The organism is Streptomyces sp. NPDC020681, from assembly GCF_044334895.1.
Classification (GTDB): Bacteria; Actinomycetota; Actinomycetes; order Streptomycetales; family Streptomycetaceae; genus Streptomyces.
The window spans coordinates 287693-298771 of the sequence record NZ_JBIRTX010000008.1 but is presented as its reverse complement, the minus strand read 5'-3'; the positions used below and the strand labels follow the sequence as shown (position 1 = coordinate 298771).

Annotated in this window: 12 protein-coding genes, 1 tRNA gene and 1 pseudogene; 8 read left to right on the top strand and 6 right to left on the bottom strand. The window is 68.5% G+C overall.

Features of this window, described 5'->3' with window-relative positions; genetic code table 11:
• Nucleotides 1-30 precede the first annotated feature (30 nt).
• Nucleotides 31-570 carry a VUT family protein gene (locus ACH4YL_RS21490; RefSeq protein WP_398508983.1) on the top strand — a complete coding sequence of 180 codons (540 nt, stop codon included), beginning with the start codon at nt 31-33 and terminating at the stop codon, nt 568-570.
• A gap of 412 nt (nt 571-982) precedes the next feature.
• Here the strand turns inward: ACH4YL_RS21490 and ACH4YL_RS21485 are convergent, their stop codons facing one another.
• From ACH4YL_RS21485 to ACH4YL_RS21475, 3 genes and pseudogenes are all read right to left on the bottom strand, one after another.
• Nucleotides 983-1486, bottom strand: a complete 504-nt coding sequence (locus ACH4YL_RS21485; RefSeq protein ID WP_398509100.1) for a hypothetical protein — start codon at nt 1484-1486, stop codon at nt 983-985.
• 2 nt (nt 1487-1488) lie between these two features.
• Complete coding sequence (locus ACH4YL_RS21480) at nt 1489-1827, bottom strand: class I tRNA ligase family protein (protein ID WP_398508982.1); 339 nt, start codon at nt 1825-1827, stop codon at nt 1489-1491.
• A gap of 148 nt (nt 1828-1975) precedes the next feature.
• A pseudogene (locus tag ACH4YL_RS21475) lies at nt 1976-2137 on the bottom strand (methionine--tRNA ligase); the annotation flags it as partial.
• Nucleotides 2138-2576: 439 nt separating this feature from the next.
• On the opposite strand from ACH4YL_RS21475, the gene ACH4YL_RS21470 reads away from it, so the two are divergent.
• Both ACH4YL_RS21470 and ACH4YL_RS21465 read left to right on the top strand, forming a co-directional pair.
• Complete coding sequence (locus tag ACH4YL_RS21470; RefSeq protein ID WP_398508981.1) at nt 2577-2807, top strand: hypothetical protein; 231 nt, start codon at nt 2577-2579, stop codon at nt 2805-2807.
• Between the two features lie 283 nt (nt 2808-3090).
• On the top strand, nt 3091-4209 hold the full coding sequence (locus ACH4YL_RS21465) for a tyrosine-type recombinase/integrase (RefSeq protein ID WP_398509099.1): 1119 nt from the start codon (nt 3091-3093) through the stop codon (nt 4207-4209).
• 74 nt (nt 4210-4283) lie between these two features.
• Here ACH4YL_RS21465 and ACH4YL_RS21460 read toward each other — a convergent pair.
• A tRNA-Arg gene (locus tag ACH4YL_RS21460) sits at nt 4284-4359 on the bottom strand.
• A gap of 323 nt (nt 4360-4682) precedes the next feature.
• Between ACH4YL_RS21460 and ACH4YL_RS21455 the strand changes: the two genes are divergently transcribed.
• From ACH4YL_RS21455 to ACH4YL_RS21440, 4 genes are all read left to right on the top strand, one after another.
• Nucleotides 4683-5249, top strand: a complete 567-nt coding sequence (locus tag ACH4YL_RS21455; protein WP_398508980.1) for a TetR/AcrR family transcriptional regulator — start codon at nt 4683-4685, stop codon at nt 5247-5249.
• Nucleotides 5250-5421: 172 nt separating this feature from the next.
• The gene (locus ACH4YL_RS21450; RefSeq protein ID WP_398508979.1) at nt 5422-6762 is read left to right on the top strand and encodes an MFS transporter; all 1341 of its coding nucleotides are present in this window, start codon (nt 5422-5424) and stop codon (nt 6760-6762) included.
• Complete coding sequence (locus ACH4YL_RS21445; RefSeq protein WP_398508978.1) at nt 6759-8183, top strand: carotenoid oxygenase family protein; 1425 nt, start codon at nt 6759-6761, stop codon at nt 8181-8183. The genes ACH4YL_RS21450 and ACH4YL_RS21445 overlap by 4 nt, the downstream gene beginning before the upstream one ends.
• Nucleotides 8180-8599 (top strand): SRPBCC family protein, encoded by a 420-nt coding sequence (locus tag ACH4YL_RS21440; protein ID WP_398508977.1) that lies wholly within the window; start codon nt 8180-8182, stop codon nt 8597-8599. Before ACH4YL_RS21445 ends, ACH4YL_RS21440 begins: the two co-directional genes overlap by 4 nt.
• Nucleotides 8600-8679: 80 nt before the next feature.
• Here ACH4YL_RS21440 and ACH4YL_RS21435 read toward each other — a convergent pair whose 3' ends face one another.
• Entirely contained in the window at nt 8680-9417 is a 738-nt protein-coding gene (locus ACH4YL_RS21435; protein ID WP_398508976.1) for an alpha/beta fold hydrolase, read from the bottom strand.
• Nucleotides 9418-9435: 18 nt separating this feature from the next.
• Nucleotides 9436-10434, bottom strand: coding sequence for an alpha/beta hydrolase (locus tag ACH4YL_RS21430; RefSeq protein WP_398508975.1), 999 nt, complete (start codon nt 10432-10434; stop codon nt 9436-9438).
• 147 nt (nt 10435-10581) lie between these two features.
• Here ACH4YL_RS21430 and ACH4YL_RS21425 point away from each other — a divergent pair, with 147 nt between their 5' ends.
• Complete coding sequence (locus ACH4YL_RS21425) at nt 10582-11073, top strand: MarR family winged helix-turn-helix transcriptional regulator (protein WP_398508974.1); 492 nt, start codon at nt 10582-10584, stop codon at nt 11071-11073.
• Nucleotides 11074-11079 lie beyond the last annotated feature (6 nt).

Below are 11079 nucleotides of genomic sequence, written 5' to 3'. Positions count from 1 at the left end.
ACTCCTGCTTCACCAGACAGAGAGAAGACCGTGAACGTCCCCGCTCCTGCCGGTATCGCGACGCTCGTCGCCTACGTCGCCACCATCCCCGCAGCCAACCTTGCTGTCACACACTTCGGAGCCGTCCCAGTGGGCTTCGGCTACGCGGCCCCAGCCGGGGTCTACATGGTCGGACTCGCCCTCGTCCTCCGTGACCTTGCGCGGGAGGCAGTTGGCCGCAGGGCGGTCCTCGCGGCAATGGCCATCGGCACCGTCTTGTCGTACTTCCTTGCCGACCCCGCGCTCGCGATGGCGTCAGCAGCGGCCTTCGCGGTCGCCGAGAGCATGGACTTCGCCGTCTATGAGCCTCTGCGGGAACGTGGCCTGCTGATCGCGATGCTCGCCTCAAATGCGGTCGGCTTGCTCTCGGACAGCTTGCTGTTCCTCAAGCTCGCGTTCGACTCCTTCGAGTACCTGCCGGGACAGATCCTCGGCAAGGCGTGGATGACCCTCGCGGCGGTAGCAGCCCTGACACTTCTCCGTCGCCGCAAGCGCGCTACGGCCGAACTTCCGGAAGCTGCGCGTCACTGACCCTGGCCAGGACCCGATGCACCTCTTCCTGTACCTCGGGGATGGGGTATCCCGCTTCCTGCATCCAGACTCCGGTCTCCAGCGACAGCACGCCTGCACCAACGCCTTCACGGCATCGTCGAGGATTGCGGTCCTGTCGGTGGGCATGTGCGGGCCGACCATGAGCCGAGCGGGGAAGTGCTGACCAAGCGGCCAGCCCTCCCCGCGGCCGGCCTCGTGCAGGCGTTGCACCATCTTGAGAATGAGGGCGTACTTGTGGGCGCGGGCCAGCCGCATGGAGTCGACGAGGGAGTCCAACGGCCCGAGCGACAACTGGAGCGCATAGCCGCTGGGCACGTCGGACAAACTACTCCTGGGGCCTGCGCCTACTTTCCATGATCCCTGACCCAAGGCAGTCAGCCCTATAGGCCTGCTACTTCACGGCGGCGGATGCGCGTCGGCTGGCGCTGACACGCATCCGCTTCCCGCTGACCTGGGTTGCCCCAGGTGTCGGCTCCTGCAGCGGGTCCTCGCTGATCCGGGGAAACAACGAATTCGCCGGGGGAAGGATCCCCTTGACCGCCGCGCACTGATTTGCGACGCGGGAAGTGGCATCCGGGATGAACGGTTGCAAGTGGTCTGCCAGCGTGCGGCATGCCCGAACAAGCGCAGCCAGGGCTGCATCGATATGTTCCCTGGCCTGCAGGTCCCCGCCCTGCTCCGCCTTGGCCAGTTCCCAGGGACGGGTGTAGTCGATGCAGCGGTTCGCTTCCTCCACGATCTTCCACACCGCAGCGGCGGCTCGGCGGAGGTCGAATTCGGACAGTGCCGCATCAACATGAGCCGAGACGCTGCGGCAGGTCGCGGCCAACTGTTCGGTGTCCGGCGTGCTGGCGCCGGCAACGGGCACGGTGCCGTGCCGGTAACGGTGGACCATGGTCACGACCCGGTTGACGAGGTTGCCCAGGCCGCCTGCCAGGTCGGCGTTGGCACAGCGATGAGCCGCCCGCGTGTGAAGTCGGCGTCACCGACCCGGGGGACTTCCCGGAGGAGCCGCCAGCGCACCGCATCAGTGCCGAACTCGGCGACGAGATCCTCCGGGTCGACCGTGGTGCCGCTGGACTTGCTGATCTTGCGTCCGTCGACGGTGAGGTAGTCGTGAACCAGGATGTCGGTGGGCAGAGGCAGTCCTGCCGAAAGCAGCATGGCCGGCCAGTAGACGGCGTGGAAGCGAACCACCCCTTTGCCGACCAGGTGGGTGCGGCGCTCGCTCTGCACCCACCAGCGATCGTAGGTCTCATCGTTGGTGCCGTAACCGAGGCTGGTGACGTAGTTTCCGCGCGGCCCACCAGACGTAGACGACCTGACTGGCATCGTCCGGGACGGGGATTCCGCAGCCGCGGGCCCGGGTGTGGGAGCGGGAGATTCAGAAGTCGTGCAGTCCGCCGGCAATGAGGCTGAGGACTTCGTTGCGACGGGCAGCCGGTTCGATCCGCAGGGTTCCGCTGGAGATCAGCTCATGCAGGATGTGGGCATAGCGGGACAAGCGGAAGAACCAGTTCTGCTCGGCGACGACCCGAGGCTCGCTGCCGTGCTCGGCACAGCGGCCATCGACGAGGTCGGTCCGGGAGTAGAACTGCTCGCAACGGCATCGACGTTCTTCTCATCCCCGAGGCGCGTAGCCACGGCTTCGGCCCCGACGTGGCCGGCGCGCTGATGTCGTTTCTGCTCCAGGGCCGAGGTTGATCACGAACGATGCGACGGTTCAGGGGTTCCCCAGATGATCCTTGCTGGGGCCAACCGGCCGTTCAGCGCGGAGATGTGACGGATCGACATACGCGGAAGCCGAACTTGCTCTTGCCCACCACCTCCGATAGCGTCATCGCAGCAATGAGGGCCCCACCATGCCAATGGTGGGGCCCTTTTTGCGTCCCCCCGGATCCGGGGGGACTCGAGTGTCGCGCGCCGCCGTCTTCAGGTTCCTAGGCCGGGGAGCCGGTGGCTGCGCTTCGAAGAAGGGACATCTCGTGACCGCCTACCATGGCACACCTTCCAGTGGGGAGTCATCCCCCGGGAATCCGGCTGCCAACGGTCTGATCCCGTACGTTCCGGCCGGAGCGCACTCGGTCGTGCCGCGTGAGGGCGTGCACGTTCAGATCGGCGGGCGCACCGTCTTGGCCGTGTACGTCTCGCCGGTGATCGCGGCGGGTGTATCCCTCCTGTTCGGGCTGGTGGGCTGGGGCTACTGGCCTTGGTAGTGGGAGCCTGAGCCAAGACCAGATGCTGGGCAACTGCCCTCGCGGCCGTGGAATGGTGACTGGACGGTACAGACCGGTCTGCCGCGCCATTGGTCCGTAGGTCGCCGAGGAATCACTCGGCTGCCCATTACCGAGCTGTGCAGCCAGCCGCTCGTCGGCTGGCTGCACAGCGGCAGCAACTCCTCCTCCGTCCAGTCCGAAAGGCGCGCTGAGCGATCGGCTCGGCGCGCTCAAGCGAATGCCGTGCTTGGCGGTGGCCGACAACACCGCGAACAGCCTCAGCATGTTCTCGGTGCGTTGCACGAAATGGCCCCGCTTCGAAGCGCGCGTCTACGTCCCTCAGCCCGACGGCACCCGCAAGCGCAAGACCGTGTACGGCACCACGTGGGAGGAGTGCGACACCAAGCGTCAGGAGCTGGTGCTCCGCGACCGACAAGGCATTCCGACCCCCACTCGCTCCGCCAAACTCTCCGAGTGGCTTCCGTACTGGCTGACGCACTACGTCGAACCGCGCCGCAAGCTCAGCACCTACGACAAGTACGAAGTGCAGGTGCGGCTCTATCTCCTGCCCCTGCTGGGCACAAGGCATCTGGAGTCGCTGAGCGTGGCGGACGTGCGCCGCTTCATCACCCGAGTGCAGAACGCCCAGACAGCCGCAACCGCGAAGGAGGCGCACCGGGTGCTGCGCACGGCCCTCACGGCTGCCGTGCGCGAGGAATTGATCACACGGAACGTGGCGTCGCTGGTGGAGCCGCCGCGCGTCAAACAGCGGGAGATCCGTCCCCGGTCGCTGGAGGAGACGCTGGCCTTCCTTGAAGCCGCGCGCAGCGATCCGCTGTACGCGGCGTTTGTTCTGGCCGTGGCGATGGGGTTGCGGCGCGGCGAGCTGGGGGGCCTGCGGTGGTCGGATGTGGACCTGGACAACCGCGTCGTGCACGTCCGTCAACAGACGCAGCGCCGCAGGGGAACGCTGTACGACGACGATCCAAAGAGCCGCCGCATCCGCGTGGTGCCGATGCCCGCGCTGTGCATTGCACCGCTGCGATGGCACCGGCTGCGGCAGCGGGAGACGTTCGCGCGCACGGGCGTCGCCTGGTCCGAGTCCGGCTACGTCTTCGCCACGCGAAATGGTCGGCCGGTGGAGCCCCGGAACGTCTACCGGTCGTTCACGCGGGTTGCGGCTGACGCGGAGCTGCGGGTGGTCCGGCTGCACGACGCGCGGCACGGTTGCGCCACGCTGCTGACGGCGGCTGGCGTCGCGCCACGGGTCATCATGGAGATCCTGGGGCACAGCCAGATCAGCATCACGATGGACGTGTACACGCACGTCGTGCATGACACTCAGCGAGAGGCCATCAGCCACATGGATCGCCTGCTCAAGCGCCGTCTGCCGGCCGCCTGAGACGCGACTGCCGTCAACCAGTGCCGTCAAAGGCCGAGCACCTACCAAAATTGGTAGGTGCTCGGCCTTTGACCTGGTGCCCCCGGCAGGATTCGAACCTGCGACACCCGCTTTAGGAGAGCGGTGCTCTATCCCCTGAGCTACGGAGGCGGACGTGTAGTCCCGGCCCTCCACCTACGTGGGAGGGAGAGGTACCTGGGACAGCGTAGCGGACGGGCATGGGGCACTGCCGGGGTGATCAGGAGTCGGCGCATGGATGATCAAAGGCGTGCACGCCGAGGCCCTCTCTGTGACATGAGGGGCTCTTCCACGCCTGCGGAACGTGGATGGCGCGCCGGGTGCGAGGGCGGCTGCGCCGACTGCCGCCGCCCTCGTCCCGGCGACCGTCGCCCCATGGGCATGTCTCAGGCTGATCGGGAGCCGACGGAGGTCCGGGGTTGACACTCCACAGGTGTGAGTGGTCTATTACTCACATGAGTACAGCCAAGACGCGACAGCTCTCCACCGCCGACGCCCGCCGCGGCGAGGTCCTGGCCACCGCGGCCCGGGTTTTCTCGGCGCGGGGCTACTACGGCACCTCCACCACCGAGGTCGCCAAAGGTGCCGGGATCTCGCAGTCGTATCTGTACCGGCTCTTCCCCGACAAGGAAGCGCTGTTCGTAGCCGTCGTCGAGGACGCCGGGCGGCAGATCCGGGAGCGGTTCGCCGAGTCCGTCGTCCAGGTGGCCAGTGCCGAGCCGGCCGCCGTGCTCGATGCGATGGCCGTTGCGTACGCGCATCTCATCGCGGACCGGGACGACCTGCTCAGGATGCTGATGCATGCGAATTGCGCTGCGAGCGAGCCGGCGATCCGGGCGGCGGTGCAGACCATGTACGCACGGCTCGTCGAGTACGTACGGTCCGCATCGGGTGCGCAGGACGAGCTCGTTCAGGAGTTCTTCGCCCGTGGCTTTCTGTGCAATGTGGCGGTATCGATCGGCGCGACGGAAGTGGACGCACCCTGGACCAGGACCCTGCTCGCAGGCATCCGGCACTTCTGACTTCAGCGCTGAAGCCAGCCCTGAAGCCAGCCCTGAACTCAGTTCTGAACTCAGTTCGGAAGTCAGTTCTGAAACAAGCTCTGAAGCGCACGAGAAAGACGTCGCCGCGAACCGCGGCCCTTCTTTTGAGGTAGACAGTGAGTGATCGACCACTCTTTCTTGAGGAGGAGAGATGGCAACGATGACGGAACGGCCACCGGGTGTACGACAGGGCCCCGCTCTCGCCGCTCTCGCCACCGCGCAATTCCTCGTCGTGCTCAGCACCTCGATCGTGAACGTCGCGCTCCCGGCCCTCGCGGACGGGCTCGCCATGTCACCCGCCCAGCTGTCCTGGGTCGTCAACGCCTACGTCCTCGCTTTCGGCGCCCTGCTGCTGCTCGGCGGACGGCTCGCCGATCTGCTCGGCCGGCGGCGGGTGTTCACCGCGGGCATGGTCGTCTTCGCGGTCGCCTCGCTCGCCTCCGGTCTCGCGCCGTCGGCGCCCGTCCTCATCGCGGCCCGCGCCGTCCAGGGCGCGGGAGCCGCTCTCCTCGCGCCCGCCGCGCTCGCTCTCGTGCTGACCGTCTTCCCGCCGGGCCCCGGCCGCGGAAGGGCGCTCGGCGTGTGGGGCGCGGTCTCCGGTGCGGGCGGGGCGGCCGGGGTGCTGCTCAGTGGGGTGCTCACCGAGTTGTACGGCTGGCCCGCGGTGTTCCTCGTGTCCGTGCCGGTCACGGCGGTGTCCCTCGTCGCGACGCTCCTCCTCGTCCCGGCCGACAGACCGGCCGGCGGCGGGGTCGACATCCTCGGCGCGGTCACCTCGACCACCGGGCTCACCGCCCTCGTCTACGCGCTCACCGCCAAGAACCTCGTGGCGGGCGCAGCGGGCCTCCTGCTCCTCGGAGTCTTCGCTCTGCGGCAAAGCAGAGCGAAGACCCCCCTCGTGCCGCCGCGGCTGCTGCGTACCGGCAAGGTCGCCGTCGCCAACATCGCGATGACGCTGCTCGGCGCGGTCTGGGTCGGCCTGTTCTACTTCCTGCCGCTCTATCAGCAACAGATCCTCGGATACGGGCCGTTGGCCGCGGGCCTCACCCAACTCCCGCTCGCGCTGAGCGTCGTCGCCGGATCCGTGCTCGCACCCCGGCTGCCCGCCCGCGCCGGGACGCCCGCCGCCCTCGCCGTACTCACCTTCGGGCTGGCATGGCTGGCCCTCGCTCCCGACGACGCATCGTTCGTCGTCCATCTGCTCGGCCCCTCGCTCCTGATCGGCGCGGGCCTGGGAGCCGCCTTCGTACGGCTCACCGCACTGTCCACCGAAGGCGTACGGCCCGCCGACTCCGGTCTCGCCGGCGGGCTGATCAACACCACCCGTCAGCTCGGCGGGGCACTCGGCCTCGCCCTGATGACGGCCGTCGCCCCGACCGCGGCCGGCCACAGCTCAGCCTTCGTCACCGCGGCGGTCCTCGCCGCGCTCACCACCTGCACCGCCCTGACCTCCACCTTCACCTTCACCTTCGCCAGGAGGAACCAGTCATGACCGCCAAGCCCTATGTCTCCGGGCACTACACGCCCGTCGTCGACGAGATCACCGCACACGAGCTGACCGTCACCGGCACCATCCCGCCCGAGCTGAGCGGCCGTTACTTCCGTAACGGACACAACCCCAAGCCGGGCCACACCCCGAGCCACTGGTTCAAGGGCAGCGGCATGATCCACGGGCTGCGGCTGCAGGGCGGGCGTGCCGAGTGGTACCGCAACCGCTGGGTGCACACCCCGGCGCTGGAGGGTGTCCCGTACATGGGCGCCGACGGCATACCGAACCTCAGGGCCAGCGACGCCGCCACCCATGTCATCGAGCACGCGGGCCGCATCCTGGCGCTCCAGGAGGTGAACCTGCCGTACGAGATGTCCCCCGAGCTCGACACCGTCGGCGCCTTCGACTTCGGCGGCAGGCTGAAGACCGCGATGACCGCCCACCCCAAGACCGACCCGGTCACCGGTGAGCTGCACTTCTTCGGCTACGGGCCCTTCCCGCCCCACCTGACGTACTACGTCGCCGACGCCAAGGGCGACATCGTGCGCTCGGAGGTCGTCGACGGCGCGGGACCGTCGCTGATGCACGACTTCGGCATCACGGCACGCCATGTCATCTGGCTGGACCTGCCGGTGGTCTTCAACCCGGCCGAGCAGTCCGGCATCCCGTACCGCTGGAGCGACTCATACGCCCCGCGGATCGGCGTGATGCCGCGCACCGGGCCCGCAAAGGTGCAGTGGTTCGACGTCGAGCCGGGCGCGTTGCTGCACGTCTCCAACGCGTACGAGGACGAGCGCGGCAGGATCGTGCTGACCGGACCGCGCTACGACCGCGGCGCCTGGGAGCAGACCTGGAAGTGGTGGATCGGCGCGCCCGGCTACGCGCCGCAGCCGATGGTCGGCGCGACCGGCCACCGCTGGATCCTGGACCCGGCGACCGGCGCCGCGAGCGAGGAGGCCGTCGACGACCTGGTGACCGAGTTCCCGACCATCAACGAGGACCTGACCGGGCTGCCGAACCGCTTCAGCTACTCGGTGGCCTTCCCGGGCCCGGGTCTGAGTGAGTACGCCATCGCCAAGCACGACCACAGCACCGGGACACGGGAGTTGGTGCCGATGGGCCGTGGCCGGATGCCCGGCGAGGCCGTGTTCGTACCGGCCGAGGGCGGCACCCGCGAGGACGACGGTTATCTGCTCACCGTGATCAGCGATCTGGACCATGACGCCTCGCAGCTGCTGATCCTCGACGCGTCCGCGCCGAGCGCGCGGCCCGTGGCGACGGTCGAGCTGCCGCGCCGGGTGCCGGCCGGCATCCACGGCTCCTGGATCCCCGACACCGACACCGACACCGAGTCCGAGTCCGAGACCGACACCGACACCGGCATCAGCAACGGAAGCATCAACACCCAGGAGAGTGCAGCATGATGACCACCCGTCACGAAATCAGGATCGCCGCCCCCGTAGAGACGGTCTGGCGGCTGCACACCGACATCGCCGCCTGGCCCACCTGGAACAGCGGCATCGACATGGCCGTGCTCGACGGCGAGTTGAAGGTCGGCGCGTCCTTCCGCTGGCTCACTCACGGCCTCGACATCACGTCCACGGTGGCGGCCCTGGAGCCGTACAAGCACATCGCCTGGGGCGGCCCGGCCGCCGGCATCGACGGAGTCCACCACTGGACCTTCGAACGGTGCGGTGACGGAGAGACCCTGGTCGTCACCGAGGAATCCTGGGCGGGTCCGCCGGTCGACGCCGATCCGGACGGGCTGCTGGCAGCCCTGGACCAGTCGCTGGTCGCCTGGTTGCAGGACTTGAAGAGCACGGGGGAGAAGGCAGAGTAACGACGCACGGCGCTGTACGGAGCGGTCCCGCCTGGACTCCAGGCGGGACCGCTCCTCTACTTGGAAGGGAGACCCACTCCTCAGCCCGCCGTCAGCCGTGCCGCCGTCGTGATGAGGTCGGCCACCTGCTCCGGCCGGGACACCGTCACCGCGTGCGACGCGTCCGACTCGACCGACTTCGCACCCGCCCGCTGCGCCATGAACCGCAGCGCCTCCGCCGGAATGTTCTTGTCGCCCGTCGTGATCAGCGCGTACGACGGAATCGTCCGCCACGCCGTCGAGGTCGCTCCCTCCTCCAGCGCCGCGACCGCGACCGGCCGCTGTGTCACGGCCATCAGCTCGGCGGTCTGCCGGGTGACGTCCGCCGCGAACTGCTGGTGGAACTTGTCCTGCTGGATGGTGAGTTCGACGCCGGAGCCGCCACCGGGCAAGGGGTACTCGGCCGGAACCGTGGCCCCACCCAGCGTCGAGCCGGGGAACCTGCCCGACAGCTCCAGCGCGCTCTCTCCCTTGTCGGGTATGAACGCCGCCACGTACACCAGCGCCTTGACGTTCGGGTTTCCGGCCGCCGCCCCGCTGATCACGCTGCCGCCGTAGGAGTGGCCGGCGAGCACGATCGGGCCCTCGACCGTCTTCAGCACACCGGCGACATAGTCGGCGTCGCTGCCGAGGCCGCGCAGCGGGTTGGCGGGCGCGATGACCGGATAGCCCTGCCGCTTCAGGTTCTTGATGACGCCGTTCCAGCTGGAGGCGTCCGCGAACGCGCCGTGCACCAGCACCACGGTCGGCTTCGGCTCGGTGTCAGTCATGTCAGTCATCTCAGTCATGTCCTTGAGTCAGCGAGTGGTGTGCAGGGTGGTGTGCAGAGCGGTGTGCAGCGTGGCGACGGCCTGGGCGATGGCGGCCTCGGCCGCATGGGTCTCGCGCAGGGCGTTGAGCATCACGAAGTCGTGGATGATGCCCTGGTAGCGGACGGAGGTGACGGGAACGCCCGCCTCACGCAGCTTGTTGGCGTACGCCTCGCCCTCGTCACGCAGGACGTCGGCCTCGGCGGTGATCACCAGCGCCGGCGGCAGGTCGCGAAGCTGCTCGGTGGTGGCCCGCAGCGGTGAGGCGGTGATCTCGGCGCGCTGCGCGGGATCGGTCGTGTACTGGTCCCAGAACCACTGCATGCCGTCGCGGCGCAGGAAGTAGCCCTCGGCGAACTGCTGGTACGAGCCGGTGTCGAAGTTCGCGTCGGTTACCGGGTAGAACAGCACCTGCTGGACCAGGCGCACATCGCCGCGTTCCTTGGCCATCAGCGTCAGCGCGGCGGCCATGTTCCCGCCCACCGAGTCACCGGCGACGGCAAGGCGCGAGCCGTCGAGTCCCTTCGAGGCTCCCTGGGAAACGACCCACTGGGCGACGGCGTAGTTCTGCTCCGTCGCGACCGGGTAGCGGGCCTCGGGTGAGAGGTCGTACTCCGGGAACACGACGGCCGCACCGGCCCCGACCGCCAGCTCACGCACCAGCCGGTCGTGGGTGCGGGCGTTGCCGAACACCCAGCCCGCGCCGTGGATGTAGACGATCACGGGCAGGAGGCCAGTGGCCCCGGCTGGCTTGACGATCCGGGCGCGGACCGAGCCGGTCGGGCCGCCGTCGACCGTGATCCACTCCTCGTCGACGGCGGGCTTGGCTATCTCGCCCGACTGCACCTCGTCGACGGCCTTGCGGCCCTCGGCGGGCGGGAGGTCGAAGAGGAACGGCGGCTTTGCGGTGGCCTCGGCGAACGCCGCGGCGGCCGGTTCGAGTACGGGACGGACGGGCCGGACGGGTCGGACCGTGTTCTCGCTCATGTCGCACTCCTTGGTCGTGGAGAAGCTTCGATGGCGAGAAACCTAGTGCACGATTCCCTCGTGCACAAGTTAAGTGTCCAAAAGTTGCTTGGGGGAAAGGGGAAGGTACGCTGATCTCCCTGCCACCCACGAAGAAGGGAGACCCGGATGAGCGCCGCCAAGTCCACGAAGTCCAGCCAGTCCACGCCGTCCGCCGAGCCCCGGCTCGATCCCTCCCTGCTCCTCGACGACCAGCTCTGCTTCGCCCTGTACGCGGCCTCTCGCGCGGTCACCGGCCGCTACCGCCCGCTGCTCGAAGAGCTCGGACTCACCTATCCCCAGTACCTGGTGATGCTGGTGCTGTGGGAGCACGGCTCGGTGCCGGTCAAGGATCTGGGCGCGTCCCTGCAACTGGACTACGGCACGCTGACGCCGCTGCTCAAGCGCCTGGAGGCGAACGGCCTGCTCCGGCGCGAGCGCCACCGGGAGGACGAGCGGCTCGTCCTGGTCAGTCCGACCGACGAGGGGCTCGCCCTGCGCGAGCAGGCCCGCAAGGTCCCGGCCGCGATCGGCGACGCGATGGGGCTGACGCCGGGCGAGCATGAGGAAGCCATGAGGCTGCTGCGGCGGCTGACGGCAAACGTGACCGGACAGGCGTAAGGGAGC